The organism is Streptomyces sp. NPDC058674 (assembly GCF_042716505.1).
GTDB lineage: Bacteria > Actinomycetota > Actinomycetes > Streptomycetales > Streptomycetaceae > Streptomyces.
Map to the genome: position 1 here is coordinate 159,899 of NZ_JBHXSC010000003.1, position 25,738 is coordinate 185,636.

30 protein-coding genes are annotated in these 25,738 nt (G+C 73.1%); 15 read left to right on the top strand and 15 right to left on the bottom strand.

Annotated features, from left to right (window positions below; genetic code table 11):
• Window positions 1-44: 44 nt before the first annotated feature.
• Both ACFWU6_RS03035 and ACFWU6_RS03040 read right to left on the bottom strand, forming a co-directional pair.
• The gene (locus ACFWU6_RS03035; RefSeq protein WP_383977947.1) at window positions 45-1,442 is read right to left on the bottom strand and encodes a gluconate:H+ symporter; all 1,398 of its coding nucleotides are present in this window, start codon (window positions 1,440-1,442) and stop codon (window positions 45-47) included.
• Between the two features lie 12 nt (window positions 1,443-1,454).
• Window positions 1,455-2,000: a gluconokinase gene (locus ACFWU6_RS03040; RefSeq protein ID WP_383811877.1), complete on the bottom strand. Its 546-nt coding sequence runs from the start codon at window positions 1,998-2,000 to the stop codon at window positions 1,455-1,457.
• A gap of 105 nt (window positions 2,001-2,105) precedes the next feature.
• Between ACFWU6_RS03040 and ACFWU6_RS03045 the strand changes: the two genes are divergently transcribed.
• A complete protein-coding gene (locus ACFWU6_RS03045) occupies window positions 2,106-2,816 on the top strand; it encodes a FadR/GntR family transcriptional regulator (RefSeq protein ID WP_383811874.1) in 711 nt (236 codons plus the stop codon).
• 190 nt (window positions 2,817-3,006) lie between these two features.
• On the opposite strand, the gene ACFWU6_RS03050 is transcribed toward ACFWU6_RS03045, so the two are convergent.
• The gene (locus tag ACFWU6_RS03050) at window positions 3,007-3,900 is read right to left on the bottom strand and encodes a sigma-70 family RNA polymerase sigma factor (RefSeq protein ID WP_383977950.1); all 894 of its coding nucleotides are present in this window, start codon (window positions 3,898-3,900) and stop codon (window positions 3,007-3,009) included.
• Window positions 3,901-4,025: 125 nt separating this feature from the next.
• On the opposite strand from ACFWU6_RS03050, the gene ACFWU6_RS03055 reads away from it, so the two are divergent.
• The 3 genes from ACFWU6_RS03055 (at window position 4,026) to ACFWU6_RS03065 (ending at window position 5,837) form a co-directional block, all read left to right on the top strand.
• Window positions 4,026-4,376, top strand: a complete 351-nt coding sequence (locus tag ACFWU6_RS03055; protein WP_383977953.1) for a hypothetical protein — start codon at window positions 4,026-4,028, stop codon at window positions 4,374-4,376.
• Window positions 4,377-5,000: 624 nt separating this feature from the next.
• Window positions 5,001-5,444, top strand: a complete 444-nt coding sequence (locus tag ACFWU6_RS03060) for a transglycosylase SLT domain-containing protein (RefSeq protein WP_383811865.1) — start codon at window positions 5,001-5,003, stop codon at window positions 5,442-5,444.
• Window positions 5,445-5,564: 120 nt separating this feature from the next.
• Entirely contained in the window at window positions 5,565-5,837 is a 273-nt protein-coding gene (locus tag ACFWU6_RS03065) for a DUF3253 domain-containing protein (RefSeq protein WP_383811862.1), read from the top strand.
• Window positions 5,838-5,916: 79 nt separating this feature from the next.
• Here ACFWU6_RS03065 and ACFWU6_RS03070 read toward each other — a convergent pair whose 3' ends face one another.
• Window positions 5,917-6,630 carry a TetR/AcrR family transcriptional regulator C-terminal domain-containing protein gene (locus ACFWU6_RS03070; protein ID WP_383977958.1) on the bottom strand — a complete coding sequence of 238 codons (714 nt, stop codon included), beginning with the start codon at window positions 6,628-6,630 and terminating at the stop codon, window positions 5,917-5,919.
• A gap of 115 nt (window positions 6,631-6,745) precedes the next feature.
• Between ACFWU6_RS03070 and ACFWU6_RS03075 the strand changes: the two genes are divergently transcribed.
• From ACFWU6_RS03075 to ACFWU6_RS03105, 7 genes are all read left to right on the top strand, one after another.
• Window positions 6,746-7,498 carry a DUF4386 domain-containing protein gene (locus ACFWU6_RS03075; protein WP_383977961.1) on the top strand — a complete coding sequence of 251 codons (753 nt, stop codon included), beginning with the start codon at window positions 6,746-6,748 and terminating at the stop codon, window positions 7,496-7,498.
• A 299-nt stretch (window positions 7,499-7,797) separates the two neighbouring features.
• Complete coding sequence (locus tag ACFWU6_RS03080) at window positions 7,798-8,607, top strand: hypothetical protein (protein WP_383977964.1); 810 nt, start codon at window positions 7,798-7,800, stop codon at window positions 8,605-8,607.
• A gap of 300 nt (window positions 8,608-8,907) precedes the next feature.
• Window positions 8,908-9,423: a hypothetical protein gene (locus tag ACFWU6_RS03085; RefSeq protein WP_383977966.1), complete on the top strand. Its 516-nt coding sequence runs from the start codon at window positions 8,908-8,910 to the stop codon at window positions 9,421-9,423.
• A 94-nt stretch (window positions 9,424-9,517) separates the two neighbouring features.
• Window positions 9,518-10,363 (top strand): DUF4097 domain-containing protein, encoded by an 846-nt coding sequence (locus ACFWU6_RS03090; protein WP_383811849.1) that lies wholly within the window; start codon window positions 9,518-9,520, stop codon window positions 10,361-10,363.
• A 78-nt stretch (window positions 10,364-10,441) separates the two neighbouring features.
• Entirely contained in the window at window positions 10,442-11,431 is a 990-nt protein-coding gene (locus ACFWU6_RS03095) for an ATP-binding cassette domain-containing protein (protein ID WP_383977969.1), read from the top strand.
• Window positions 11,428-12,219 carry an ABC transporter permease gene (locus ACFWU6_RS03100; protein WP_383977972.1) on the top strand — a complete coding sequence of 264 codons (792 nt, stop codon included), beginning with the start codon at window positions 11,428-11,430 and terminating at the stop codon, window positions 12,217-12,219. The genes ACFWU6_RS03095 and ACFWU6_RS03100 overlap by 4 nt, the downstream gene beginning before the upstream one ends.
• 293 nt (window positions 12,220-12,512) lie before the next feature.
• Window positions 12,513-12,935 (top strand): DUF4190 domain-containing protein, encoded by a 423-nt coding sequence (locus ACFWU6_RS03105; protein ID WP_383977975.1) that lies wholly within the window; start codon window positions 12,513-12,515, stop codon window positions 12,933-12,935.
• A gap of 199 nt (window positions 12,936-13,134) precedes the next feature.
• Here the strand turns inward: ACFWU6_RS03105 and ACFWU6_RS03110 are convergent, their stop codons facing one another.
• From ACFWU6_RS03110 to ACFWU6_RS03120, 3 genes are all read right to left on the bottom strand, one after another.
• Window positions 13,135-13,665 carry a GNAT family N-acetyltransferase gene (locus tag ACFWU6_RS03110; RefSeq protein ID WP_383977978.1) on the bottom strand — a complete coding sequence of 177 codons (531 nt, stop codon included), beginning with the start codon at window positions 13,663-13,665 and terminating at the stop codon, window positions 13,135-13,137.
• Window positions 13,666-13,852: 187 nt separating this feature from the next.
• Window positions 13,853-14,203: a hypothetical protein gene (locus tag ACFWU6_RS03115; protein WP_383977981.1), complete on the bottom strand. Its 351-nt coding sequence runs from the start codon at window positions 14,201-14,203 to the stop codon at window positions 13,853-13,855.
• Between the two features lie 61 nt (window positions 14,204-14,264).
• Window positions 14,265-14,864 (bottom strand): DUF2867 domain-containing protein, encoded by a 600-nt coding sequence (locus ACFWU6_RS03120; RefSeq protein WP_383977984.1) that lies wholly within the window; start codon window positions 14,862-14,864, stop codon window positions 14,265-14,267.
• Between the two features lie 93 nt (window positions 14,865-14,957).
• Between ACFWU6_RS03120 and ACFWU6_RS03125 the strand changes: the two genes are divergently transcribed.
• The 3 genes from ACFWU6_RS03125 to ACFWU6_RS03135 all read left to right on the top strand — a co-directional run bounded on the left by ACFWU6_RS03125 (window position 14,958) and on the right by ACFWU6_RS03135 (window position 17,303).
• Entirely contained in the window at window positions 14,958-15,518 is a 561-nt protein-coding gene (locus tag ACFWU6_RS03125; protein WP_383977987.1) for a TetR/AcrR family transcriptional regulator, read from the top strand.
• 254 nt (window positions 15,519-15,772) lie between these two features.
• Window positions 15,773-16,141 (top strand): PRC-barrel domain containing protein, encoded by a 369-nt coding sequence (locus tag ACFWU6_RS03130; protein WP_383811827.1) that lies wholly within the window; start codon window positions 15,773-15,775, stop codon window positions 16,139-16,141.
• 322 nt (window positions 16,142-16,463) lie between these two features.
• Window positions 16,464-17,303, top strand: a complete 840-nt coding sequence (locus ACFWU6_RS03135; RefSeq protein ID WP_383977990.1) for a class I SAM-dependent methyltransferase — start codon at window positions 16,464-16,466, stop codon at window positions 17,301-17,303.
• Here ACFWU6_RS03135 and ACFWU6_RS03140 read toward each other — a convergent pair.
• The 4 genes from ACFWU6_RS03140 to ACFWU6_RS03155 all read right to left on the bottom strand — a co-directional run bounded on the left by ACFWU6_RS03140 (window position 17,292) and on the right by ACFWU6_RS03155 (window position 20,453).
• A complete protein-coding gene (locus tag ACFWU6_RS03140; protein WP_383977993.1) occupies window positions 17,292-17,720 on the bottom strand; it encodes a hypothetical protein in 429 nt (142 codons plus the stop codon). The genes ACFWU6_RS03135 and ACFWU6_RS03140 overlap by 12 nt on opposite strands.
• A gap of 13 nt (window positions 17,721-17,733) precedes the next feature.
• A complete protein-coding gene (locus tag ACFWU6_RS03145; RefSeq protein ID WP_383977996.1) occupies window positions 17,734-17,934 on the bottom strand; it encodes a hypothetical protein in 201 nt (66 codons plus the stop codon).
• Between the two features lie 154 nt (window positions 17,935-18,088).
• Window positions 18,089-18,472, bottom strand: coding sequence for a VOC family protein (locus ACFWU6_RS03150; protein WP_383804615.1), 384 nt, complete (start codon window positions 18,470-18,472; stop codon window positions 18,089-18,091).
• Window positions 18,473-18,551: 79 nt separating this feature from the next.
• Window positions 18,552-20,453 carry an ABC transporter ATP-binding protein gene (locus ACFWU6_RS03155; protein ID WP_383978000.1) on the bottom strand — a complete coding sequence of 634 codons (1,902 nt, stop codon included), beginning with the start codon at window positions 20,451-20,453 and terminating at the stop codon, window positions 18,552-18,554.
• Between the two features lie 349 nt (window positions 20,454-20,802).
• Here ACFWU6_RS03155 and ACFWU6_RS03160 point away from each other — a divergent pair, with 349 nt between their 5' ends.
• Complete coding sequence (locus ACFWU6_RS03160) at window positions 20,803-21,225, top strand: DUF350 domain-containing protein (protein ID WP_383804618.1); 423 nt, start codon at window positions 20,803-20,805, stop codon at window positions 21,223-21,225.
• A 7-nt stretch (window positions 21,226-21,232) separates the two neighbouring features.
• Here the strand turns inward: ACFWU6_RS03160 and ACFWU6_RS03165 are convergent, their stop codons facing one another.
• The 4 genes from ACFWU6_RS03165 to ACFWU6_RS03180 form a co-directional block, all read right to left on the bottom strand.
• Window positions 21,233-22,453: an acyltransferase gene (locus ACFWU6_RS03165; protein WP_383978002.1), complete on the bottom strand. Its 1,221-nt coding sequence runs from the start codon at window positions 22,451-22,453 to the stop codon at window positions 21,233-21,235.
• Entirely contained in the window at window positions 22,450-23,493 is a 1,044-nt protein-coding gene (locus ACFWU6_RS03170; protein ID WP_383978005.1) for an alpha/beta hydrolase, read from the bottom strand. Before ACFWU6_RS03170 ends, ACFWU6_RS03165 begins: the two co-directional genes overlap by 4 nt.
• A 125-nt stretch (window positions 23,494-23,618) precedes the next feature.
• Entirely contained in the window at window positions 23,619-24,299 is a 681-nt protein-coding gene (locus tag ACFWU6_RS03175; RefSeq protein ID WP_383804623.1) for a response regulator, read from the bottom strand.
• Window positions 24,296-25,702, bottom strand: a complete 1,407-nt coding sequence (locus tag ACFWU6_RS03180; RefSeq protein ID WP_383978008.1) for a sensor histidine kinase — start codon at window positions 25,700-25,702, stop codon at window positions 24,296-24,298. The genes ACFWU6_RS03175 and ACFWU6_RS03180 overlap by 4 nt, the downstream gene beginning before the upstream one ends.
• Between the last annotated feature and the right edge of the window lie 36 nt (window positions 25,703-25,738).

A 25,738-nucleotide genomic window follows, 5' to 3' on the forward strand; every position in this document is an offset into this window, starting at 1 on the left:
GGTGCGGAGGTGTGCACCGGGCCGGGCCCGGGGCGCACGTCAGGTCACAGGACCAGCGACAGGAGCAGGACGAAGCCCAGCCCGACCACCGAGATGACGGTCTCCATCACTGACCAGGTCTTCAGGGTCTGCCCCACGGTCATCCCGAAGTACTCCTTGACCAGCCAGAAGCCCGCGTCGTTGACGTGGCTGAAGAACAGCGAGCCCGAGCCGATCGCGAGGACCAGCAGGGCGGTCTCGGTGGTCGACATGCCCGCGGCGAGCGGGGCGACCAGCCCGGCCGCGGAGATCGTGGCCACCGTGGCGGAACCCGTCGCGAGGCGGATGGCCACCGCGATCAGCCAGGCGAGCAACAGGGCCGGGATGGCCCAGTTCTTCGACAGGTCGAGGATCATCTGGCCGACACCCACGTCGATCAGGGTCTGCTTGAAGCCGCCGCCCGCACCCACGATCAGCAGGATTCCCGCGATGGGTGCCAGGGACTTCTCCACCGTGGTGGAGAGCCTCGCCCGGGTGAAGCCGGCCGCGCGGCCGAGGGTGAACATGCCCACCAGGACCGCGGCGAGGAGCGCGATCAGCGGCGATCCGGCGACGTCGGTGACCCGCTGCACGGGGTTGGCGGGGTCGTTGACGACGATGTCGACCAGCGCCTTCACCAGCATCAGCACCACCGGCAGCAGCACGGTGAACACCGTGGCCCCGAACCGGGGGCGGTGCTCCAGTTCCGCCGAGGGCCGCTGCGGGATCATGTGCTCCGGCGCCGGTATGTCCACCCAGCGCGCGGCGTACCGGGAGAACAGCGGGCCGGCGATGACCACGGTGGGGATGGCGACGACGACGCCGAGCGCGAGGGTGACGCCCAGGTTCGCGTGGAGCGCGTCGATGGCGACGAGGGGTCCGGGGTGGGGCGGGATCAGCCCGTGCATGACGGACAGTCCGGCCAGTGCCGGGATGCCGATCCGCATCAGGGAGTAGTTGCCGCGCTTGGCCACGAGCAGTACCACCGGTATCAGCAGCACGATGCCGACCTCGAAGAAGAGCGGCAGCCCGATGACCGAGGCGATGAGCACCATCGCCCACGGCATGGCCCGGCCCTTGGCCCGGGCCAGGATCGTGTCCACGATCTCGTCCGCGCCCCCGGAGTCCGCGAGCAGCTTGCCGAGGATCGCGCCGAGCGCGATCAGCACGCCCACGCCGGCGACGGTGGCGCCCAGTCCGGCGGTGAAGCTGGCGATGGTCTTGGCCAGGGGCGCGCCCGCGAAGACCCCGAGGGCGAGCGAGCCCAGTGTCAGGGCCAGGAAGGCGTGCATCGTGAGACGGGTGATGAGCAGGACGATGACGGCGATGCCCGCGAGGACCGCGATACCGAGCTGGGTGTTCCCGGCCGAGGTGATGGGCGCGGTTCCTGCCGCTGCCAGAGCCTCGACGCTGAGACTGGTCACGCTGACGATTCCTTAGTTCTCGGTCGTACGGAGCCGGCGCAGGGCGGCGAGCGCCCGTGCGGTGATCTCCTCGGGTGATCCGGAGACGTCGACGGCGACGCCCGCTTCGTCGGGCTGGAGCGGCTCCAGCGTGGCGAACTGCGAGTCGAGCAGGGCTGCGGGCATGAAGTGGCCCTTGCGGTCCGCCATCCGCCGCTCGATCAGCGGGCGGTCCCCGGTGAGGTGGACGAAGACGGTCCCGGGACCCGCCGCGCGCAGCCGGTCCCGGTACACGCGCCGCAGCGAGGAGGCGGCGACCACCCCGCCGGGCTCCGGCCGGCTGCCGATCCAGTCGGCGATGGCGTCCAGCCACGGCCACCGGTCGGCGTCCTCCAGGGGAGTGCCCGCCGACATCTTCGCGACGTTGGCCGCCGGGTGGAACGCGTCACCCTCCGCGTACGGAAGGCCGAGCGCCTCGGCGAGCTGCCGGCCCACGGTCGTCTTGCCCGTGCCGGCCACGCCCATGACCACAATGACGCGCTGGGAGCCCACGCCGTACCTCGCTGTCCTCGTTGACATCGTCTCGGAGGCACCACTGAAGCCTATTAAGTAGTACGTATTCAAGAGTCAGGCGGAAAACGTCGCATCTTTTGTTCGCCGGGGCGTCACCGTACGCTTACGCTCATGACCACCGAAGGCAGTCCGGGACCGGGGCTCCACTCCCATGTGCTGGACACCCTCGGCCTCGCGATCACGGCGGGGGAGTACCGGCCCGGCAGCGTCCTGCGCACCGACGAGATCGCCGAACGCTTCGGCGCCTCGCGCACCGTGGTGCGGGAAGTGGTCCGCGTGCTGGAGTCGATGCAGCTGGTCGAGTCCCGCCGCAGGGTGGGCGTCACCGTGCGCCCCACGGACGAGTGGAACGTCTACGACCCGCGCGTCATCGTCTGGCGCCTGGCCGGCACCGACCGGCCCCGTCAGCTGCGCTCCCTCACGGTGCTGCGCTCCGCGGTCGAGCCGGTCGCCGCAGGTCTCGCCGCGACCCTGGCCACCCCGGAGCAGTGCGCGGAGCTCACCGAGGCGGCCCTCGGCATGGTCCGCACCTCGCGCGGCCACCAGCTCGACGGCTACCTGCGCCACGACATCGCCTTCCACCGCGTCGTGTTGAACGCCTCCGGCAACGAGATGTTCGCCCGGCTCGGCGACGTCGTCGCGGCGGTCCTCACCGGCCGCACCCGGCACGAGGTGATGTTCCACGACCCCGACCCGGCCGCCGTCACCCTCCACGTCCAGGTGGCGGAGGCCGTCCGCGAGGGTGACGCCGTACGTGCGGAGGCGCTGACCCGGCAGATCGCGGTCGGCGCTCTGGAAGAGTTGGACGTGCTCGCCCCGTAGCCCCGGCCGCCCGGCGGCCGCTCCGCACGGCGGACCCGCGGCCGTCCGTACGGCGGGCCGCGCCCGTGTGACCTGCCGCGCCCGTGCGGCCGGCCGCACGGGCGCGCCGTCACGGGGTGCCGTGTGCCAGCGCGTGCACCGCCCTGTCGAGCCGGGCCTGCCGGGCCGCGGGGAGATCTCCGGCCGCGCGTCAGTCCGTGAGTACGGCGATCTCGATCGCGTGGAGCCTTTCCCTCTCCGCGATCACCTCGATCTCCGTGACCTGGTCGTCCGCGATCGTGAAGCGGAGCACCAGGAACAGCCTGCCGAGCGGCGCCATGACGAGGCCGACCGAGCCGTCGAGCAGCGCCGCCTGCGTCCCGCGGGCCCGCTGCACGGCCGCCATCGCGCCCCGGGCCACGGTCTGTGCGCCGGTGATGACCAGGGGTTCGGGCGTGGGGCCGACCGCCCTGTCGGCGCGCAGCACCACGCCCGGGTGAAGCAGGGAGAGGAGCGCGTCGAAGTCCCCGCCGCGGGTGGCGGCGAGGAAGGCATCCACCACGGGCCGCCGACGGGAGAGGTCCGCGTCGGGGGACGGCTCCCGTCCCCGCACTCGGCGGCGGGCGCGGCTGGCCAACTGCCGGGTCGTCGCCGGCGTCTTCTCGATCATCGGGGCGATGTCCTCGAAAGGGACGGCGAACAGGTCGTGGAGGACGAAGGCGAGCCGCTCGGCCGGAGTGAGCGTGTCCAGCACCACCAGCAGCGCCAGCCCCACCGACTCGGCGAGCAGGGCCTCGTGTTCGGGGTCGGCGCCGTCGGTCCGGTCGGTGCGGCTGAAGGCCTGCTCCGCCTCCGTCGCCTCGAGCGGACCCTCGTTGCGCGTGGTACGGGCGCGCAGCACGTTGAGGCACAGGCGCGCCACGACGGTGGTCAGCCATCCGCCGAGGTTATCGATGTCAGCGGCGTCCGAGCGGTCGAGCCGCAGCCACGCCTCCTGGACGGCGTCCTCGGCTTCGGCGAGCGAGCCCAGCATCCGGTAGGCCACCGCTCTGAGATGAGAGCGGTGCTCCTCGAAACGGTCCGCCAGCCCACTGCGCTCGTTCACCTGTCATGTTCCTTCCACCCGGGACCCGTAGCAGTAGATCATCCGTCAGGTGTCGGATACTGGCTCCGTACTGCCGGTACTTGAGACGCCGGGGCCCGTGCGGGCCCGGCAGGAGCGGAGCCCTGATGGACGTGCAGCACTTCGAGCGGATCACCGCATTCATCGAAGCGCGGCTCACCCCGCTGTTCGACGCCGGGACGGGCAGCGAGTACGGCTTCGGGATGGACGACACCTCCCGCGCGTTGCGCGCCCTGCGCAACGCGGTGCTGGAGGCCTCGGCCGTCAAGGGGCTCATCGCGCAGCGGGCGTCGGCCGAAGCGGCCACGGCGCGGGTCATCGACCAGTCCGTGGAACACCACTGGGACGTGCTGCGCGGGATCGCCCGCCAGTGGGAGGACCACGCCGACTTCCGCCGGGAGTTCAAGCGGCACGCCTGGGAGCTCGACGCGGCCCCCGCCGCTGCCGTAGGGGCCTGACCGGGCCTACGCCGTCGCCTCCGCCCGGAGGGTGATCACCTCGCCCGGCAGCGGCCGGTCGGCCTCCGGAGGCGGGGCTCGGCGTGCGGCATGCGCAGGGTGGCGGTCAGCCGGTCAGCCGGTCAGCCGGTCCTCGCCCTCGGGCCGGCCGAGACTCTCCGGGTGTACGGGGGCAGCAGGAGGCTGAGCACCACGTCCGGCCGGCCCCTGGCCTCCAGGGCCGGTGCGAGCACCGCCGGGTCGAAACCGAGGCGTACGCCCTCCGCCTCCGCGGCCCGGCCGGCCCGGGGTCGGTGGCAGGCGGGGGTACGGCCGGTGACCTTCGGTGACATCCGGGCGCCCGCGGGGTGACTCGTCCCATAGGACCCACATCACATACGAGTCGGCCTAGTAGGCCGGCGGCACCCGATGCCGGGCCCTCACACCGGTCTCCACCTGCACGGACGCCCGCGGAGCAACCGGGGGGCCACTGGTCCCCGACTCCGAAGGCTCCTAGTAAGCGGGGTTGTTGCCACGCCGTCGGGGCGTCTGTAGAACTGGATGAGTCGCAAGGCGGCACGGGTGCTTCACCCCCCGCCGACGAACCCCTCTCCACCGCGTGAGTGGCTCACGCATGCCTCCGGCATGCCGCGACCGCCCTTGTCCCCTTCGGAAGGTCAATCCGTGTCCAACGCCGTCATCCGCCGCATCGCCGCCTCCAGGAAGTCCCTCGTGGGTACCGCCCTCGCCCTCGGCGTCGCCGGTTCCATGCTCGCCACGGTCCCCGCCCAGGCGGCCCCGACGAGCGCCAAGGCGATCGCGCAGCAGATGATCAAGGACCCGGCGCAGTTCGCGGCGTTCAACAACATCGTGTCCCGCGAGAGCGGCTGGAACCACACCGCCACGAACTCCTCCTCGGGCGCCTACGGCCTGGTCCAGGCCCTGCCGGCCTCGAAGATGTCCTCCGCGGGCTCCGACTGGAAGACCAACCCGGCCACCCAGATCAAGTGGGGCCTGGACTACATGAACTCCCGCTACGGCAGCCCCGTCGGTGCCTGGAACTTCTGGCAGTCCCACCACTGGTACTGAGCCGCCAGTAGGTAGCAGACGCATCATGACGCCCGGCCGGGACTTCCCGGCCGGGCGTCCTTGCGTACGGGGGCCGAACATCCGGGGTCCTGTTCCACTCGCCGTTGCGACACTGGGGGAGTGACGGACATCGAACGGCAGACGGACCGGCGCTTGGAAGAAACCATTCTGGAGCTGCTGGAGCGTCGTGCCCCGACTGCGACGATCTGTCCATCCGACGCGGCGCGGGCGGTGTACCAGGGCGATGACGACGGCTGGCGCGCACTCATGGAGCCGGCCCGCCGCGCCGCGCGGCGACTGGTGGCGGCGGGCAAGGTGGAGATCACCCAGGGCGGCCGACGCGTCGAGCCGGAAGGAGCCCGCGGTCCGATCCGTATCCGCCGCGTCCGCTGACGCAGGCGGGGCCGGTGGCGCCACCCCAGCCCGTGGCCGGGCCTGCGAGGCGGGGGACGTGCGTAACGCCCTGCCCGGTTCAGGCGTCGGCGTCGGCCCCGGCTGATCCTGCGGACGTCCACCCCTGCCGGTGAAGCCTCTCCAGGCCGTCCAAGAGCAGGTCCAACGCGAATTCGAACTCGAACTGGTCGTCGCAGCTCCGGCCGACGACCGAGGCCGCCTCGTGGGACGCCCCCGCGGCCACCTCGGCGATCCGCGGGTACCGCGCCGCCATCGCGGCGAGTGCCTCGGCCCCGCCGCTCGGGCCCTCGCTCCCCGAAGCGTCGAACAGCTCCTGGCTGAATCCCAGCAGCCGGCTGCCCATGGCGTGCATCGCGTGGTGGGTGAGGTCGACCGAGAAGCCGCCGTCCCGGAACGTCCCGATCATCGAGTCCAGGTACTCCAGCACGGCGGGGGTCGGTCCGGTCCGCGACTCGATCACCTGCCAGGCCCAGCGGTGACGCAGGAGCTCCCGGCGGGCCGAGAGCACGCGCCGACGGACCACGTCCTTCCAGCCGGAACCGCTCGCCGGGAGGTCGATGTGGGCTACGACCGTGTCCACCATGCCGTCCAGGAGCTGTTCCTTGTTGGCCACGTGCTTGTAGAGGGCCATCGGCACGACGCCCAGCTCCTGGGCGAGTCTGCGCATGCTGAGCGCTTCGATGCCGATGTCGTCGGCGAGCGCGACGGCGGCCCGCAGCACGCGCTCCCGGTTGAGCGGCGTCCGGCGCCCGGCCTCCGGCTGCTGTGCCATGTCGTCTCTCCTCGCCATCGGACGTCGTCGGCCCCCCACTTGACGAGTGTACGCCGTACACCTACCGTGGCCGCCAGGTGTACGGCGTACACCTCCATGGTCGAAAGGACCGACAATGAGCTCAGACAGAAGGACCGCGGTGGCCGCGGGCGTGCTGTTCCTGGTGACCGAGGTCGCGGCGATCGCGGGGCTGGCCCTCTATCAACCCGTCCTGGACGGGGCGGCGGGAACCCTCGGTCCCGGCGCCGCCACCTCGGCGTACTTCGGGGCGCTGTGCGAACTGGCGCTGGCGACCGCCGTCATCGGTACCGGAGTCGTGCTGTTTCCCGTCGTCAGGAGGCGGCACGAGGGGATGGCGCTCGGGTACGCCTGCCTCCGCCTCCTGGAAGCCGCGGTCATCGCCGTCGGGGTCCTCTGCGTCCTCACGCTGGTGACGCTGCGGCAGGAAGCGGCGGGGGCCCCGGGCGCCGAACCCGCCACCGGTGGCGGTGCCGCGGGGGCCGACCGCGCCCTGGTGGCCCTGCACGACTGGGCGTTCCTGCTCGGGCCGAACGTCGCCCTGGGTCTCAACACGGCACTGCTCGCGTACATGTTGTACCGCTCCCGGCTCGTCCCGCGGCCCATCGCGGTGCTGGGGCTGATCGGGGGACCGCTGATCTGCGCCTCCGCGGTGGCCGTGATGTTCGGGGCCTACGCGCAGGTCTCGCTCCCCGGCGGGGCCCTGGCCGTCCCGGTCTTCGCCTGGGAGCTGGCGCTGGCCGTCCGTCTCATCGCCAAGGGCTTCGAGCCGCCCCGGCCCAAGACGGCCGAGGCGCTCCAGGCGGGGCTCGCGCCCGCCGAGGGGAGCCCGGCAGCCCTACGGGCCTGATCACCTGATCACCGGGAGGTGCACCCGGTGACCCGGGACCGGCCGGGCGCGGCGTCCTCCGGCCGTCCGCGACACCGTCCCGGGAGGGTTCCGCGGCCGTGAGATCCAGGCTGCGGGGGTCCGGCGCCACGCCCGGTGTGTGCGCGGCCGGCAGCGTCAGCCCACGCCACTTCGCTCTTGAGGTGACTGCTGTCGGCGTCGAAGGAGGCCAATTGCTGAAACCGTTCGGTGCGGACCGTCGGTCTAACCTCTCGTGGCCACTGTGGTTCGATGGCGGCGAACCTTGGGGGAGGGCGACGGTGAGCCGACAGGAACTCGCGGATGCGTTGGACGCCGAACTGCTGAACCGTCCACTGCCCGCCGCAGCGGTGCGCGACATGGAGAGGTGGCTGTCCGGACTCGGCGCACGGTACAGGGCCGGCATCGGCGGTCATGCCGTGGAGTACGTGCCGAGCCGCTGGTCGAACGTCGAGCCGTGGCCCGAGCAGCTTGCTGTTCGGTCGCACGCCGAAGCGGCGATGCTCAGCCGTGCCGAGGTAGTGGCAGTTGCGCGACGAGCGGCGGAGGGCGGGGAGTGGTCCGCATTGCTCGTCGCCTCGTACGTATGGGGCCAAGGCAGAACGGGTTACGGCCCGCACCGCCTCAGGGCGGTTCTGGCCCAGTCCGCTGTCGATGATGTGCTGGCCGCGGCCGCCGCGGCCCTCAAGGCGGCTGGCGCAACCGACGCATACCGCGTTCTGTGCGACGCGATACCAGGTTTGGGGCCAGCGTTCTTCACCAAGTTCCTCTACTTCCTGGACTTGGTGCAGGACGGCCCCGCCCCGCGTGCGCTGATCCTGGACCGGAGGGTGGCACGCGCCGTGCGCGCCCATGCCGCGCGGGTCGGGCTGGATGCCGGACTGGTGGCGGCGCCGACTCTTGCGGCCTGGACGTGGTCGAACGGTGCCTGGACGTCCCATCGCTACGGGGTGTACCTGCGCTGGATCACAGCGGCTGCCGACCAGCTTGCCGCCTCCGGCATCGGGTGGCCTGAGGCAAGCCCGGATCTGCTGGAACTTGCGCTGTTCGGCGGCGTCTGGGCACCCGAAGCGCCCCGTCGGCGAGCCTGACCGACGGCCCGGCTTCCAGGGCTGCGCCGGACCACCGTGAGGCGGGGCGGGTCGCCGGAGGCTGGTGAGACGACCCGAGGTGACGTGATCGGTCCCGGCGGTTCAGCGCTACGTGGCACCAGGTGGTGCCATGCGGAGCCAGTGCGCATGCGGTAGGGGGCGCAGACACGTGCGGTGCCATGATGGTGTGCGCGATGTTCGGGGCATATGCGCAGGTCAGGGCCGGTGGCAGTGCATCCGCCCCCATGGGGGAAGCCAGAATGCTTGCGGATGGTGCCAAGGTGGTGCCATGATGGCGTCATGGACCTCACCCCGTATGTCGACAACCTCCGCCGCGAGCTTGCGGTGGCCGCCGAGGCCGGCGGGGAAGATGCTCGTGCGCTGGCCGAGCGGCTCACCGCTCCACTGGAGGCGGCGACGCGTCTGACGATGCTCAACGTGCTCTCCGCCGCGATGGACGAGGTCACCCGCGAGCTCGCCCCCGGTTCGGTCGACGTACGGCTGCGGGGGACCGACCCCGACTTCGTCGTGACGCTGCCGCCCGAGCACGGCGGTCGCACCGAACCGGTCGCGCCCCTCGAACCGCCGAGGGTGCAGGCTTCCGCCGACGGGGACGAGGGCGGTACCGCACGCGTCAACCTGCGCATGTCGGCCCAGCTCAAGGCGCGCGCCGAGGAGGCCGCGAGCCGTGAGGGGCTGTCGGTCAACGCCTGGCTGGTGCGGGCCGTGTCGGCCGCGGTCGACGGCGGTGCCGCTCCGCGTACCACCGAGCGCACCCGCACCATCGGGCAGAGCTTCACGGGCTGGGTGCGCTAGGCGGTCTCGCCGCGCCCGCACCGCCCGCCCCCTTCACTCCACCCCACGTCCCACCAGCGGGGACGACCCGAGGACTCACGAGGACGGTACAGCCATGCCTTCTTTCGACACTCCCGAGCCCATCTCGGCCACCGCCCACGTGGACGCCGGCTCCATCCGGTTCACCGCGGGAGACCGCCCCGACACGGTCGTCGAGGTGCGGCCCCGCGACCCGAAGCGGGACCAGGACGTGCGGTCCGCCGAGCAGACCGAGGTCACGTACGCCGGCGGTGTCCTGACCGTCAGGACACCCAAACAGCGCTACCTCTTCGGGAGGACCGGCACCGTCGACGTGACGGTCGAACTGCCCACGGGCTCGCGCGTCGACATGACCGGTGCCTGGGCCCAGGTGCTCGGCGAGGGCCGGCTCGGCGAGGTCCGCGTGAAGACCTCGTCCGGTGACGTCCGCCTCGCCACGACCGGACCGCTCCACCTGATCGCCTCCCACGGCTCGATCACCGTCGACCGGGTCGAGGGCCCGGCCGAGATCAGCACCAGCTCCGGCAGCCTGCGCGTCGGCGTCGTCGACGGCTCCGCCGTCCTGAAGAACTCGCACGGGACCACGACCGTCGGCGCCGCGACCGGCGACCTGCGGGTGAGCGGCGCCAACGGCGACATCGACATCGCGCGCGCCGAGGGGTCGGTGGCCGCCACCACCGCCCACGGCACCCTTCGCGTCGCCGAAGTCGCGCGCGGCACCGTCCAGTTGGAGACCTCGTACGGCGCCATCGAGGTCGGTATCCGTGCGGGCACCGCCGCCTGGCTCGACGCCAACTCCGACCACGGGCAGGTCCGCAACACCCTCACCGCCTCCGACGCGCCGGAGAAGTCCGAGGACACCGTCAAGGTCCGCGCCCGGACCCGCTACGGCAACATCGACGTGCGCCGCGCCCAGGCCTGAACCGGCCGCGCGACCCCGCACACCCCCCCTCGCCCACACCCCCATTCCGATCCCTTCAGCCTCCGAACGGGAGGGCCCATGCCTTCTTCTGTCATGCCCACGCCAAGGCGGGGCCGTCCGCAGCCGCCCGCCGCCGTCTCCGCCGTCGGTCTGCGCAAGTCGTACGGCGACAAGACCGTGCTGGACGGCATCGATCTGCACATCCCGGCCGGGTCGGTCTTCGCGCTCCTGGGGCCCAACGGCGCCGGCAAGACCACCACCGTGCAGATCCTCTCCACCCTCATCTCCGCCGACGGCGGGCAGGCCCAAGTCGCGGGCCACGACATCGCCACCTCACCGGACGGGGTGCGCGCCGCGATCGGCGTCACCGGCCAGTTCTCCGCCGTCGACGGCCTGATCACCGGGGAGGAGAACATGCTCCTCATGGCGGACCTGCACCACCTGTCCAAGAGCGAGGGCCGCCGCACCGCCACCGAGCTGCTGGCGCGCTTCGACCTCACCGGGGCGGCGCGCAAGCCCGCCTCGACCTACTCCGGCGGCATGAAGCGCCGCCTCGACCTCGCCATGACCCTGGTCGGCAACCCGCGGATCATCTTCCTCGACGAACCCACCACCGGCCTCGACCCGCGCTCCCGCCACAACATGTGGCAGATCATCCGCGCGCTGGTCTCCGACGGCGTCACCGTCTTCCTCACCACCCAGTACCTGGAGGAGGCCGACCAGCTCGCCGACCGCATCGCCGTGCTCAACGACGGCAGGATCGCAGCCCAGGGCACCGCGGAAGAGCTGAAGCGGCTGATCCCCGGCGGGCACGTCCGGCTCCGCTTCGCCGATCCGGACGCGTACCGGAACGCCGCCCACGCCCTGGGTGCCGTCACCCGGGACGACGAGGCACTGGCCCTGCAGATCCCCAGCGACGGCACTCAGCGCGAGCTGCGCTCCATCCTCGACCGGCTGGACTCCGCCGGCGTCGAGGCCGACGAACTGACCGTGCACACCCCCGACCTCGACGACGTGTTCTTCGCCCTGACCGGCGGCTCCGACCTACGCAAGGAGGACCTCCGATGAGCTCCCTCTCCCTCGCCGTGCGCGACTCGACCACGATGTTGCGCCGCAACCTGCTGCACGCGCGGCGCTACCCGTCCCTCACCCTGAACCTCCTCCTCACGCCGATCGTCCTGCTGCTCCTCTTCGTCTACGTCTTCGGCGACGTGATGAGCGCGGGCATCGGCGGAGGCGGAGCAGACCGCTCCGAGTACATCGCCTACGTCGTACCGGGCATCGTGATGATGACCATCGGCGGCACCGTGGTCGGGACCGCCGTGTCCGTCTCCAACGACATGACCGAGGGCATCATCGCCCGCTTCCGCACGATGGCGATCCACCGCGGGTCCGTGCTCATCGGGCACGTCGTCGGCAGCGTGCTCCAGTCGGTCCTGAGCGTCGTCCTCGTGGGCGTCGTCGCCGTGGCCATCGGCTTCCGCTCCACGAACGCCACGGCCCTGGAGTGGCTCGCCGCCTTGGGACTGCTCGCCCTCGTCGCCCTGGCGCTCACCTGGATCGCCGTCGGGATGGGCATGGTCAGCCCGAACGCCGAGGCGGCCAGCAACAACGCGCTGCCGCTGATCGTCCTGCCGTTGATCTCCAGCGCCTTCGTCCCGGTCGAGGCGATGCCGGGCTGGTTCCAGCCGATCGCCCAGTACCAGCCCTTCACTCCGGCCATCGAGACCCTGCGCGGGCTGCTGCTCGGCAGCGAGATCGGCCACAACGGGTGGCTCGCGATCGCCTGGTGCGTGGCGCTCTCGGCGCTCGGGTACTGCTGGTCGAAGGCGGTCTTCAACCGCGATCCGAAGTAGCCGGAGGGGGGCGGGCGCGGCAGGGTGCCTCCCGCGCCCACCCGTTCCGCCCGACCCGCCCGACCCGCCCGTCCCGCCCGAAGGCGCCGTATCCCGGCCGGTGTCGGGGTACGACGCCCTCCGCTTCCCGCGGAGGGCGTCCGTCGTGCCTCCCCCGGCGCCGACGGTTCGGCTCGTCGGGCCGTCGGCTCCGGGAGCCGGGGGTTTGCGGTGGCAGGGACGTGGCAGACGGGCTGAACATCGCTGCTTCGCAGAGCAGTTGCCCACCAGTCGCTCCACGAAGGGACCGCCCCATGTCCGACGCGTACCGCTCTCCGGAAGGCGCCGGTGCAGGCGCTCACCCCGCGCCCGCCTCCGCCCCCGCGCCCGCCTCCGGGCGCAACGGCCTCGCCGTGGCCGCACTGATCACCGGTATCGCGTCCCTGCTCCTGCTGTGGCTGTGGTTCGTGGGCATCCCGCTGGCACTCGTGGCCATCGGCCTGGGCGTAGCCGCACTCCGCAGAGCCCGCGGCGGCGCCGGTGGCCGCGGCATGGCCATCGGCGGCGTGGTGCTGGGCGCCGTGACCGTGGTCATCGCCGGAATCCTGATCGCCGTCGGGGTGTCCATCCTCAACTCCGACGCGGGCAAGGACCTGCGGTCCTGCATGAACAACGCCCAGACGGAGCCGGAGCGGCAGGACTGCGCGAACCGCTTCAACCAGGACGCCGGCAACTGACGCCGTGCCTCCCCCTGGCCCGTGCCGATCCTGCAACGGACGGGCCGGGGCGCAGGCATGTGGCATGACGCCACGCCACAGGTGAAACCACCGCCACAGGCGGACCCGGACGACGCGGTGGCCGCAGTGGACGCTGCGACGGTGGCCGTCCGCTCCCTCCGCCACGCGGACCGGGACGACGAAGCCGGCGCCCGTACCGTCAGGCGACGCGTCGGGTCAGCACTTGACCCGGCCATGCACCGGACAGAAACGGTTCGGCCGGCGTGAAACCGTTGCGCTCGTAGTACGCGACCAATTCGCCCCCGCCGCCCGCCCAGCAGTCGACCCGCAGCAGCTCCACTCCTGCCTGCCTGGTCTCTTCGACGGCACGCTCCAAGAGCGCCGCCCCGATGCCCCGGCCGGCGTACCGCCGATCGCTGACCAGCAGCCGGACGTACCGCTCGGGCTCGTCCGCAGGTGCGATGGGCATCTGCGGGCTGGGGCCGGTGTCCAGCACCAGGGCCCCGACGGGTGTGCCGTCCAGCTCCGCGATGAACGGGGCGTTCGCGGTGGTGTACCCCTCGACCCGTGCCACCCCGCCGGGCTTCCGCGAATACGGCGTCGTGCCCCATTGCTGGGTGTTGCCACGCTGGTTCATCCAGATCACCGCGCCGTCGAGCATGTCCAGAATCGCGGGTGCGTCGGCCAGACTGCCCGGTCTGGTGCGTATGCCGTGTGTGGTGTCGTTCACGGCGGAAGCCTAACGAGGGGCGGGCGGTGCAACGCCGGTCCGGCGGTGGTCCGCAGGCGGTACGCGGGCGGGCCCGTGGCCTGGGCGCGGGGGGTTTGGGGCATCCGGGACGGCGTACGCCGGGGTCAGGGCATCTCGTCCGGGTCGCAGCTGGCGCGGCGCAGTCCGATCGTGCGCAGGGCCCGCATCAGGGCATCGGAGTCTCCCTCGCGCACGATGTGGACGGCCCCGTCGACCGCGAGGGCGGACACCGCGCGGGGCACCCGGCCGGCCGCGGTCCGCAGGACCACCCCGCCCGGGGGTCCAGCGCGCGCACCCCGTGGAACACGCCGAGGACCTCCGGGTCCGCGTCGAGGCCGTCGAGCCCCGCGGGCAGGGTGAGGACGGTGATGTCGGGCAGGAGGACGCGGGCGTGCGCGAGTGCGACGGCGGCGTCGTGGGCGTGGGACACGACCCGGAAGTGCGGGTTGCGCTGGATGCCGGAGCGCAGCAGCTCCAGCGGTTCGCCCTCGGGCACGCCGACCACCAAGACCGTCATCACCCGCACCATCCTGCGTCCCCGCACGCCGGGAGGCGACTCGGAGCCCCGTCGGCTGCCGCTACGCGGCCGGCGCTCCGCCTGCCCGCCACTCGGCTCCGATCGCCCGGATCAGTGCCGGGTAGACCCCGAGGTACCGGAAGGGCTTGATGCCCGCCAGGTAGAGGGAGCCGAGGGCTCCGTTGGGCTTCGTCAACACGGCCATCTGGCCGCGGTGGCCGCCGGCCCCGTCCGGGACCCAGCTGATGTGCAACACCCCGTGCACCGTGCGGTTGGCCGTCTCCGCCGCCCATTCGTCATGGGTCTGGTAGACGGACGTGAACGGAGCGGTACGCAGGTCGGGCCCCCGGGGGCCGTCGCGGAGGTCCGCCGGCAACCGGTCCCGGAGCGTCCGGACCCGGGAACCGATCCCGGAGTCCGGGCTGTCCCAGCCGAACAGCTTCCCGAGCTTCCACCGGACCGCGAACAGCATCCGCGGTACGGGCGAGGAGAGGGGCGTCCCGGCCGCCCGGTCGTCGTTCGCGAACTGGCGCACCAGGCGCGCGAGGTCGTCGGGGCCGCCGGGGGTCGGTAGCGCCCACACGTCCTCGACCGTGAAGTCGCCGGCGATCTCGTGGATCCGCCAGGGACGGGAGGTGTGCGCGGTCTTGGGGAGTCTCATCAGCGTGCCCCTGTCTATACGATGCCGTATAAACCGATGCTAGCTCATCTATACGGCGCCGTATAGACAGGGCGGCGGCAGGGGAGGCACACCATGGGCGCGAACCGCACACCGCGCGGCAAGTGGATCGAGGAAGGACTGCGGGCGCTCTCGGCCGGCGGCCCGGAGGCCGTCCGGATCGAGGCGCTGGCGCAGGCCCTCGGCGTGAGCAAGGGGGGCTTCTACGGATACTTCCGCAACCGGGACGCCCTGCTCGGGGAGATGCTGGACACGTGGGAGCACGAGGCGGCCGACGGAGTGATCGAGCAGGTCGAGAGCGGCGGCGGGGACGCGAGGGCCAAGCTGGGACGGCTGTTCACGCTCGTCGCCGCGATCGACGGCGCGCCCGTGACGGGCACCGTGGTCGAGCTCGCGGTCCGCGACTGGGCCCGGCGCGAGGAGGCGGTCGCGCAGCGGCTGCGCCGTGTCGACAACCGGCGCATGGACTACCTCCGCACACTGTTCGGCTCGTTCTGCTCGGACGAGGACGACGTCGAGGTCCGCTGCCTGATCGTGTTCTCGCTCCGCATCGGCAGCCACTTCATCGCCGCCGACCACAGCGGCCGCAGCCGGGCCCAGGTGATGGAGCTGACCGCGAAGTGGCTCCTCAGGTAATCGCGGGGGCAAGGGCGGCGTGCCGTGCCGTGCCGGACCGGCGCTGCGCCGTCCGGCATCTCGGCGAACGCGCTCGCGTCCCCCGCCCGTACCCGGGTCCCCGTACGGGCGCCCGCCTCCGTGACACGCGGCCGCCCGGAGGGCCGCTGCGCATGATCGACGGCGGCGGGGGCAACCGGACCGGCAGGAAGCGCGGGGACGGCGGCAGCGGGCCGGCATCCCGGAACGCCTCTCCACGTCGAGGAGGACTGATCGTGAACGACGACATGTGGGCCTACCGATCCGGCATCGTCGACCCCACCGGGGAGGACCTGATCGGCTACTCGGTGGAAGCGGTCGACGGAAGCATCGGCAAGGTCGACAAGCACTCGGTGGCCGTCTCCGACGCCTACCTCGTCGTGGACACCGGAGTGTGGATCTTCGGCAAGGAGGTCCTGCTCCCCGCCGGCACGGTCACCGGCATCGCCCACGAGTCGCGCACGGTCTACGTGGACCGCACCAAGGAGCAGATCAAGGCGGCCCCGGAGTTCCACCGGGCCCACCACCTCGGCGACCCCGGCTACCGCGGTGAGATCACGAAGTACTACGGCGGCATGGGCCCGTTGGGCGGCCCTCTCGTCTGAACCCGCGGGCGCCCCCCCGGCGCCCCGCCCGATCCCGACGCCGCGGGCCCCGCCGGACTCCGGTCCGGCGGGGCCCGCGGCCGTTGCCCTGAGCCCCCGCGGCTGTTGCCCTGGCCCCCCGCGACCGTCGCCCCGGGGCCTGGCGGGCCGTTCCCCCGGGGACCCGCGACGGACCGGCGGCAGTCCCCACCGGCCCGCGCGGTGGCCCGTGCCCGGGACCCGGCGGGGACGCGCCGCCGCCCGGCCCAATTGCGGTACCCCGCCACGCGACGGGCCACCCTGGGAGAGGGCCGCCGAGGAGCCCCGACGCAAGGAGGCGACGGTGGCACGAGCGTCCGAGGAAGCGGTACCGGAGGAGCCCGGCGCCGGCCGCTACGGTGAGACCCTCTTCCGCCCCGAACAGCCCGGGGAGGGGGAGCGGATCGACCACGCCGCGGTCGTCTACGACCCGTACACCCGGCGGCGCCTGAGCGCCCTCGGCGCCGGCCCCGGCGTGCGCTGCCTGGATGTCGGCGCGGGCACCGGTACCGTCGCCCGCTGGCTCGCGCAGGAGGCCGGGGTCGACGAGGTCGTCGCCCTGGACCGCGACACCAGCCGTCTGACCCCCCTCGCCGGGCCACGGCTGCGGGTGCTGGAGGCCGACCTCGCCCACCTCGCGGACGAGCCGGGACTGGGCACATTCGACCTGATCCACGCCCGTTTCGTACTGATGCACCTTCCCGGACGCCGCGCGCTGGTCAGCCGCCTGGTCGAACTGCTCAACCCGGGCGGGCACCTCGTCCTCAGCGACGCGGCCGACGTCCCCGACCCCGCCGACACCGGGTCCGCCTACCGGCGCACCCTCGACACGATGTGGCGCACCCTCGGGGAGACCATCGGCACCGACATCGCCGCCGTCCGCTCCCACCCCCACACCCTGCGCGCCGCAGGGTTGGAGGAGGTCGCCGCGGAGCTGGTGTGCCCGCCGCTCACCCCCGGGGCCCCGCTCGCCGGCTTCTGGGTCGACACCTTGCAGCGGATGCGGTCCGACCTGCTGGCGCCGGGGCGCCTGGACGCCGCCACCCTCGACGAGGCCCTCGCCTACCTGGTCTCGCCCCGGCTTGCCGAACTCGGCCCCGGCATGCTCACCGTATGGGGCCGCCGACCGGTGTCACCCGCCTGACCGGCCCCGCCAGGGCCCCTCCTGCGGCGCCTTGCCGTCCCGTCCGTGCCGTAGGTCCAGCATCTCCAGCAGCGAGGCGAGGTCGTCGGGGCCGGTGGCGCGGGAGGCGACCGTCCGGTCGGCCCGCTCACGGCGGTCGGCGCCGCCCGGGACGTCGTCCGCGCGGCCGGGCCCGGCCGGGTCGGCCGGGACGGCGCCGCCGGGCCCGCCGGAGTACGACCGGTACCCGCCGGCCGCCTCACAGACCGCGCGGACCCCGCCGCCGGTGAAGGGGCGCCGCCCGACGCCGGTGACGACGGCCAGGGCCTTCTCCAGGAGCCGAGCCCCCTGCCCCGGCGGCCGGAGCGCGGACAGGGCCGCGCGCCCCCTCGTCCACCACGGCACGGACCGGTCCGCTGGCGTCGATGCGGTCGACATGTCCGGCCTCTCCCTACTTGCCCACCTGCTCGGGATGGAGGTCCTTGAGGGGGGCGCCCCGGCCCTCCAGGACCGCCTTGCCGTCCTCGTCGAGGAGCTCGTTCGCATCGCCGGCCGCGAAGGCGTCGCGGTCCCGGTCCGCGGTGGCGCGGTCCCGCTCCGCGGTGTCGGGGTCGACGGGCTCGTGCCGAGCGGACCGACGGTACTGTGCCATGGGGTTCCTCCTCGTTCCTGGCCGGTCCTGACCTGCGGCGGCCAGGTGCCCTGATGCGGCGGGCTCCGTGGAGTGTGCCCACCGACCGGGGAACGAAGCAGCATCGGCGGATCGGTCTCCCGGGCACCCCGGGCGGCTGCCCGCAGACCGGCCCCTACGCGGGGTCCGCCGCCTTGCGCGGGGTGGTCTGCTGGACCGCCCAGCCGTTGCCGTCCGGGTCCGAGAAGTAGACGAACGACCCCCAGGGCATGTCCTGGATCTCCGTGACCTCGATGCCCCGGGCCCTGAGGTCGGCGTACGCCTCCTCGATGTCGCCCACGACCACCTGCAGGTTGTCCAGCGAGCCCGGGACCATCCTGGTGAGTCCCCTGCCCACGGCGATCGAGCAGGCCGAGCCCGGCGGGGTCAGTTGGACGAAGCGGATGTCCTCGCTCACGGTGACGTCGTGGTCGGCGTTGAATCCGATCTTCTCGTAGAAGGCCTTGGCGCGGTCGACGTCGGTGACGGGGACGGCGACCAGTTCCAGCTTGATGTCCATCAGGAGCTCCAGACTCGGCGGTCGGACAGGTGCGGCGGCTGTGCGGCGGCTTCGGCAGGCGAAGGCGGTCCGTCGGCCATCATGCTCCGGAGACCGCCCCCGCGCCGCCCGAACCGGCCGGCGCCTGCGCGAACTGGGTGCGGTACAACTCCTCGTACCGTCCCCCCGCCGCAAGCAGTCCGGCGTGCGTACCGCGCTCCACGATCCGGCCGTCCTCGACGACCAGGATGAGATCCGCGGCCTGCACGGTCGACAACCGGTGCGCGATGACCACCGCGGTCCGCCCCGCCAGGGCCTCGCCCAGCGCCTCCTGCACCGCCGCCTCCGAGGTGGAGTCCAGGTGCGCCGTGGCCTCGTCGAGGATCACCACCTGCTGCCGGGCCAACAGCAGCCGCGCGATGGTCAGCCGCTGCCGTTCACCGCCCGACAGCCGGTACCCCCGCTCCCCGACGACCGTGTCCAGCCCCTCCGGGAGCGAGGCCACCAGCCCGTCCAGGCGGGCGCGCCGCAGGGCCTCCCAGATCTCGGCCTCAGCCGCCCCCGGCCGGGCCAGCAGCAGGTTGGCCCGCACCGACTCATGGAAGAGGTGCCCGTCCTGGGTCACCATGCCGAGGGTGTCGCGGATCGAGTCGGCCGTCAGGTCCCGTACGTCGATCCCGCCCAGCCGTACCGCGCCCGCGTCGGCGTCGTACAGCCGCGGCAGCAACTGGGCGATGGTCGACTTGCCGGCGCCGGAGGAGCCGACCAGGGCGATCATCTGACCCGGTTCGGCGAGGAAGGACACCTCGTGCAGCACTTCGGTGCCGCCCCGGGCGTCGAGGGTGGCGACCTCCTCCAGGGAGGCGAGCGAGACCTTGTCGGCGGAGGGGTAGCCGAAGCTGACCCGGTCGAACTCCACGGACACCGGCCCCTCCGGCACCCGGCGGGCGTCCGGCTTCTCGGCGATCAACGGCTTCAGGTCGAGGATCTCGAAGACCCGCTCGAAGCTCACCATGGCGCTCATCACCTCGACGCGGGCCCCGGCCAGCGAGGTGAGCGGGGCGTACAACCGGGTCAGGAGCAGGGCGAGGGCCACCACGGAACCGGCGTCCAGGGTCCCGCGCAGCGCGTAGTGGCCGCCGAGCCCGTAGACGAGCGCGAGGGCCAGCGCGGACACGAGGGTGAGGGCCGTGATGAAGGCCGACTGGGCCATCGCCGTACGGATGCCGATGTCCCGCACCCGCCGCGCCCGCGCCGCGAACTCGGCGGACTCGTCGGAGGGCCGTCCGAAGAGCTTGACCAGGGTCGCGCCGGGTGCGGAGAACCGCTCGGTCATCTGGGTGCCCATCGAGGCGTTCAGCGTGGACGCCTCGCGCTGCATGGCGGCCATCCTGGCCCCCATCCGGCGGGCCGGCAGCACGAAGACGGGCAGCAGGACCAGCGCCAGCAGCGTGATCTGCCAGGAGATGCTGAGCATCACCACGAGGGTCAGGACCAGGGTCACGGTGTTGGCGACCACCCCCGACAGGGTGTTGCTGAACGCCCGCTGGGCCCCGATGACGTCGTTGTTCAGCCGGCTGACCAGGGCCCCGGTCCGGGTCCTGGTGAAGAAGGCGACCGGCATCCGCTGCACGTGGTCGAAGACCGCGGTGCGCAGGTCGAGGATCAGCCCCTCGCCGAGGGTGGCGGAGAGCCTGCGGGTGAGCAGCCCCAGACCGGCCTCGGCCACCGCGATCAAGGCGATGAGGAGGGCGAGCCGGGTGACCGTACCGCCCTCGCGGCCGGCCACGATGGCGTCCACGATCCGGCTGGCGAGCACCGGAGTGGCCACCGCCAGCAGCGCCCCCACGACGCTGAGCAGGAGGAAGAGGGTGAGGCCGCGGCGGTGCGGGCGGGCGAAGGCGGCGATGCGGCCCAAGGCCTCCTTGGAGAAGGGGCGACGGTCCTGCTGGGCGTTGATCGCGCTGTGGAGCGAGGTCCAGGCGGTGACTTCCATGTCCATGACCCGCACGCTAGGACCTCAACCGAACTCCAGGTCAAGGGATCGGTCCGGGACCGCCCGTCCGTGTCGCGAACCCCTGTTCGCGTGAGGGATGTTGGCGGCTCCCGGTCGGTACCGGCGCGCACGCGGCCGGGAACCGGGCGTCGTCGTCCCAGGAGCCCCTGGACCCCGCCGCCAGACCCGACCTCATCACCGGACCGGTCGGCGCCGCGGCCTGAACGGCCGCCCGCGCAGCCCTCAGACCACTACCGTGTACCGACCTCCCCGTGGTCGGTGACACGGGTGTGCGATAGATTCGCCCAGCCTCCCCACGGCACGTCCTTCCCAACCACGCGGAGACAGGCTTCCCATGAGCGACATCATCAACGGTCTCGGCCGCACCAGCGCCTACGGCGCCCTCGGCCTGGTGCTGCTGATCCTCGGCATCGTCCTCGTCGACGTGCTGACGCCCGGGAAGCTCCCCAAGCAGATCTGGGAGGAGCGCAACCGCAACGCGGCGGTCATGCTCAGCTCGGCTCTCCTGGGCATCGGCGGCATCGTCTTCACCTCGATCTGGACCACCTACGACGACTTCGGCAAGGGCCTGATGTCGACCGCGGCCTTCGGTGTGCTCGGCCTGGTCCTGATGGCCGTGGCCTTCCTGGTGCTCGACCTGGTGACGCCGGGCAAGCTCGGGGCCATCGTGGTCGACCCCGAGCCCCACCCGGCCGTCTGGGTCACCGCCAGCTGCAACCTGGCCGTCGCCGCCATCGTCGCGGCCTCGATCGCCTGACGGCCGATCAGGCCAGACCCAGAGCGAACACCGCGAACCCCGCCGCCAGGACCCCCGCCACCGTCCGGCGCACGGCCGCGCCCTTGCGGCCGGGTCGCGGAGCGCTCTCGAACCGGCGCGCGTACCGGGCGATCACGACGAGCAGTACCGCGAAGACCGGCATCCACGCCAGCCGCGCCGCGATCCAGCCCAGGCTGTCCGGCGCCGTCGTCAACCCGGCCACCGCCCCCGCGAACGAGCCGGGAACGGCCGCCGCCAGCATCGCCGTCTGGTGCCAGCACAGGACGGTCATCGCACACAGGTTGACCACGACCACCGGCCCCCACAGCGCCGGCCGGGCCAGCAGCCGCGCCAGCCGGTCGCGCAGCAGGACCGCCGCCCCCGACTGCCCGGCCGCCAGGGCCAGCACCAGCAGCGACGGCGGGTGCGAGTTGGTGCGCGGGGCACCCGGCACCCCCACCATCGACGCCGGGTAGTGGAAGACCACCAGCAGCACCGCGAACAGCGCGGTCCCGCCGGCCAGCAGCAGCCATCCGCCGCGCCGCCCGACGCGCCCCTCGCCCCAGGAGACGCCGAGCTGGTACGCGAACAGCCAGCCCGGCAGGATGTTCAGCAGCGACAGCCAGGAGGGCACCGAGTCGGCGAACGGCCCGTACCGCAGGAAGTCCACCGCCGCGACCGATGCCAACAGGGGGGCCGCCGCCCATCCGCCGAGGCGGTGCGCCGCCCGCACGCAGTACGGGGTCAGCGCGGTGACCACCGCGTACACCCCGACGAACCACAGGGGCTGGACCACGAGCGTCGCCGCGGTCCGCAGCGTCGCCTCCGGCACCCCGGCCGCGTACAGGACCGGCGCCGCCAGCGCCCACACCGCGGTGACCCCGAGCACCGGGCGCCCCAGCCGGACGGCCCGCCCCTTCAGCCAGGACGCCGTCGAGCCCGTGCGGCGCCCGTACGACAGCGCCGACGCGTACCCGCCGACGAGGAAGAAGACGCCCAGCATCTGGAGGATCCAACTGGCCGGCGCGAGAGCGCCGAAGGCGGAGAGCGGACTGGCGTTGTGCAGGGCGCCGTCCGCGTCGAGGGTGAACCCGCCGAGCAGCCAGTGCCCGGTGGGTACGGCCACCAGCGCCAGGGCGCGCAGTCCGTCGACCGCCCGGTCGCGGTGGGCGGGCGTCTGCCGGTCGATGCGGTCGGCCGTCCGGCGGAGCGTCGCGAGCGCGCTCATCGGAGCTCTCCCTTCACGATCGCGGCGAAGGCCGCCAGGGTGCGGGTGCCGGGTGCGAAGTAGCCGGTGTGGCCCCGGACGTCGGTGGCGGATATCCGGCGGGAGCCGAAGGCCGCACCCGACGGGTCGGCGCCGTGGCCGAGTCCGGCGAACTCCACGTTCGGTACGTCGGCGATCCAGTCGGAGGGACCCCGCGCCGCCCAGAGGCGGGCCCCGGTGCGCAGTTCGGCCGCGGCGCCGGCGCGCATGCCGGGGGAGCCGAAGACCACGATGTCCGAGGCGTCCGTGCGCCGGGCAGCGAGGCCGCAGACCACCGAGCCGTAGCTGTGGCAGTAGAGCACCGGGTCGGGCGCACCGACCGCGTCGAGTCCCGCGGTGAACCGGGCCAGTCGGACCGCCCCGGCCTCCGCCAGCGTGCCGACGGCCGAGTCCAGGCCCACCCCGACCGGTGTGGTGTAGCCGGTCCAGGCGATCACGGCGGTGTCCCCGCCGGCCGCGTCCCGCAGCGTCCGGGCCATGCCGGCGGGACCGGTGTGCGGCTCGCGCCTGCCGTCGTGGGTGGCCGCGTCATTGTCCGACCCCGGCACGACCACCGCGACGTGGGCCGCGCGTCCCAGGTCGCCGAACACCTCGGCGACCTGCCCCCGGCCCCGCGGGTCGAAGGCCAGGATCTGCCGGCCCGGCGCGGCGAGGGAGGCGTACCGCGCGTCACCCGTGGCGAGGACGGCGGCCCGGTTGGCCTCGTACCGCAGGGAGAGCGGTGCTCCGTCCAGACTGCCCACCACCAGCGGGTGGGACCGCAGGAGTTCCCGCCGGGCGCCGGCGTCCAGCCCGCCGAAGAACCGGGCCACCTCGCCCGGCGTCGCGTCCGCCGGATCGGGCAGCGGGCGGCCGGACACCGTGTCGGCCAGCCAGGCGGCCGTCCCCGGCGGCGGGCCGGTGACCGCCTGCTGGCTGTCGCCCGAGGCCCACCCCGCCGTAGCCGCGACGACCACCGCCGCCAGCGCGGCCGTGGCCATCGTCCTTCCGAAACGGCGCATGCCCCTTCTCCTCTCCTCGTGACGAGGAGGAAGGTAGGAAGGAGGTGCCGTCCGGCACGTCGGACCGTGGAGCCAAGTGGGCCGTCATACCCCGGTAGGGGGTGGAGGAGGCGCGGGGGCGGGGGTCAGCCCGTGTCGCCCGGCCGCACCAGGCCCGCCTCGTACGCGAAGACGACCGCTTGGGCCCGGTCCCGCAGGTCGAGCTTGGCCAGCACCCGGCCGATGTGCGTCTTGACCGTCTGCTCCGCCAGCACCAGGTGCCCGGCGATCTCCTGGTTGGACAGCCCGCGCGCTATCAGCTCCAGTACCTCGGTCTCACGCGGGGTCAGTCCGTTCAGCCGCAGCGCCGGGTCCTTGCGCGGAGCGGGCCGCCGCCGGACGAAGTCGGCGATCAGCCGCCGGGTCACCGACGGCGCGAGCAGGGCCTCCCCCGAGGCGACCACCCGGACCGCCGCGATCAGGTCGGCCGGCGGCGCGTCCTTCAGGAGGAAGCCCGAGGCGCCGGCGCGCAGCGCCTCGTACACGTAGTCGTCGATGTCGAAGGTCGTCAGCATCAGCACCTTCGGCCGGTGCACCACCCCGCGCGGCGGGTCGAGGAGTTCCCGGGCGGCCGTCAGCCCGTCCATCTCCGGCATCCGCACATCCATCAGCACCACGTCGGGGTGCGTGGAGCGGGACACCCGCACCCCCTCCCGCCCGTCGGGGGCCTCGCCCACCACGTCGATGTCGGCCTGCGCCGACAGCAGGGCGGCGAAGCCCGCACGCACCATGGCCTGGTCGTCGACGATGATCACGCGGATGGTCAACTGGTGTCCTCGCTCGGGGTGTTCAGCGGCAGGCGGGCGGCGACCCGGAAGCCGCCGTCGGGCAGCGGACCGGTGTCCAGCGTCCCGCCGGTCAACCGTACGCGCTCCCGCATGCCCACCAGGCCGTGGCCCGTCCCCGAGGTCTCCAGCGCCACCACGACCCCCTCGGGCGGACCGTTCACCACCAGCACGAGCACCTCGTCCGCGTCGACGGTCACCGACACCCTGGTCCGGGCACCGGGCGCGTGCCGCACCACGTTGGCGAGGGCCTCCTGGACGATCCGGTACGCCGACAGGTCCACGGCGGGCGGCGCCGCCGCGGCCGCACCCGCCGCCAGGGACAACTCCACCGGCTGGCCGGCCCGCACGGTCGCCTCCACCAGCTGCTGGAGCCGGTCGATCCCCGGCTGCGGGGCCCGCTCGCCGTCCGGGCCGTTCGTACCGTCCCCGCGCAGCACGGTCAGCAGCCGTCGCATCTCGCCCAGCGACTCGCGCGCGCCGGCCGCGATCGCTGCGAACTCCTCCCGGACATCGTCCGCCATGCCCGGAAGCCGGTACGGCGCGGAGTCCGCCTGCACGGTGATCACCGACATGTGGTGCGCCACCACGTCGTGCAACTCCCGCGCGATCCGGGCCCGTTCCTCCAGCAGCGTCCGCCGGGCCCGCTCCGCCTCGCTGACGCTCTCCTGTTCGGCGATCCGCTGCTGGGCGTCACCCAGCCCGCGCACCGCCCCCGTCAGCGCCAGCACGACTCCGCTGAGCACGAAGAGCAGCGCGGCGCTGTTCATCGTCCCCGGCGGCTGGAAGAAGCCGAGCAGCGCCCCGACCGCGCCGGTCACCAGCCACACCCCGACCAGGGTCCGGATGGACTCGCGCAGCCCCAGGCAGGCCATCAGCGCCAGATAGCCGACGATGCCCATCGGCGTCCACGGCCAGCTGTGCTCCGCGATCCTGCCGGCGCCGATCAGCAGGACCGCCCCGAGGGTGTCCGCGGACAGCACCAGGACCCACGCGGGCAGCGGCCGGGTCACCGCGAGGAGCAGCGGCACGGTCTGCGCGACCCCCAGCGCGCCCGACCAGCCGCCGCCCGCCCCGTAGTCGTTGGTCAGCACCGCGATGGTGACCGGCAGCAGCGTCACCACGAAAGTGCCGAGGACCGCGAAGGGCAGCAGCCGCTGCCAGGTCCGGGGCGCCCGCGCCAGCAGGGGCTCCGCCTCCCTGGCGGGCGTGCGCAGCGCCACGGCGAGCCGGCCCGGCGCGCCGGACCGCCGGACGGCGCCGGCCGGGGAGCGCGCGCCGGACTCGGCGGTGGAGCCGGCGGCGGACTCGGCGGGGGAGCCGGCTGAGGGGACACGCTTCTTCACGCGGAACCTGCGCTGCCGCGTGCGGGCTTTGTCGCTCATGATCGGCCCAGCCTATGCGCCCACGCCGCCGACGCG

Excerpts from the sequence above, each read along its gene's own strand:
- ACFWU6_RS03040 (WP_383811877.1), bottom strand. The coding sequence starts at position 2,000 with ATGTCAACGAGGACAGCGAGGTACGGCGTGGGCTCCCAGCGCGTCATT.
- ACFWU6_RS03105 (WP_383977975.1), top strand. The coding sequence starts at position 12,513 with ATGTCCGACGCGTACCGCTCTCCGGAAGGCGCCGGTGCAGGCGCTCAC.
- ACFWU6_RS03165 (WP_383978002.1), bottom strand. The coding sequence starts at position 22,453 with ATGAGCGCGCTCGCGACGCTCCGCCGGACGGCCGACCGCATCGACCGG.
- ACFWU6_RS03085 (WP_383977966.1), top strand. The coding sequence starts at position 8,908 with ATGGACCTCACCCCGTATGTCGACAACCTCCGCCGCGAGCTTGCGGTG.
- ACFWU6_RS03170 (WP_383978005.1), bottom strand. The coding sequence starts at position 23,493 with ATGCGCCGTTTCGGAAGGACGATGGCCACGGCCGCGCTGGCGGCGGTG.
- ACFWU6_RS03090 (WP_383811849.1), top strand. The coding sequence starts at position 9,518 with ATGCCTTCTTTCGACACTCCCGAGCCCATCTCGGCCACCGCCCACGTG.
- ACFWU6_RS03070 (WP_383977958.1), bottom strand. The coding sequence starts at position 6,630 with ATGGCACAGCAGCCGGAGGCCGGGCGCCGGACGCCGCTCAACCGGGAG.
- ACFWU6_RS03180 (WP_383978008.1), bottom strand. The coding sequence starts at position 25,702 with ATGAGCGACAAAGCCCGCACGCGGCAGCGCAGGTTCCGCGTGAAGAAG.
- ACFWU6_RS03150 (WP_383804615.1), bottom strand. The coding sequence starts at position 18,472 with ATGGACATCAAGCTGGAACTGGTCGCCGTCCCCGTCACCGACGTCGAC.
- ACFWU6_RS03120 (WP_383977984.1), bottom strand. The coding sequence starts at position 14,864 with ATGAGACTCCCCAAGACCGCGCACACCTCCCGTCCCTGGCGGATCCAC.
- ACFWU6_RS03145 (WP_383977996.1), bottom strand. The coding sequence starts at position 17,934 with ATGGCACAGTACCGTCGGTCCGCTCGGCACGAGCCCGTCGACCCCGAC.
- ACFWU6_RS03160 (WP_383804618.1), top strand. The coding sequence starts at position 20,803 with ATGAGCGACATCATCAACGGTCTCGGCCGCACCAGCGCCTACGGCGCC.
- ACFWU6_RS03155 (WP_383978000.1), bottom strand. The coding sequence starts at position 20,453 with ATGGACATGGAAGTCACCGCCTGGACCTCGCTCCACAGCGCGATCAAC.
- ACFWU6_RS03045 (WP_383811874.1), top strand. The coding sequence starts at position 2,106 with ATGACCACCGAAGGCAGTCCGGGACCGGGGCTCCACTCCCATGTGCTG.
- ACFWU6_RS03060 (WP_383811865.1), top strand. The coding sequence starts at position 5,001 with ATGCCGCGACCGCCCTTGTCCCCTTCGGAAGGTCAATCCGTGTCCAAC.
- ACFWU6_RS03125 (WP_383977987.1), top strand. The coding sequence starts at position 14,958 with ATGGGCGCGAACCGCACACCGCGCGGCAAGTGGATCGAGGAAGGACTG.
- ACFWU6_RS03140 (WP_383977993.1), bottom strand. The coding sequence starts at position 17,720 with ATGTCGACCGCATCGACGCCAGCGGACCGGTCCGTGCCGTGGTGGACG.
- ACFWU6_RS03095 (WP_383977969.1), top strand. The coding sequence starts at position 10,442 with ATGCCTTCTTCTGTCATGCCCACGCCAAGGCGGGGCCGTCCGCAGCCG.
- ACFWU6_RS03075 (WP_383977961.1), top strand. The coding sequence starts at position 6,746 with ATGAGCTCAGACAGAAGGACCGCGGTGGCCGCGGGCGTGCTGTTCCTG.
- ACFWU6_RS03115 (WP_383977981.1), bottom strand. The coding sequence starts at position 14,203 with ATGACGGTCTTGGTGGTCGGCGTGCCCGAGGGCGAACCGCTGGAGCTG.
- ACFWU6_RS03100 (WP_383977972.1), top strand. The coding sequence starts at position 11,428 with ATGAGCTCCCTCTCCCTCGCCGTGCGCGACTCGACCACGATGTTGCGC.
- ACFWU6_RS03055 (WP_383977953.1), top strand. The coding sequence starts at position 4,026 with ATGGACGTGCAGCACTTCGAGCGGATCACCGCATTCATCGAAGCGCGG.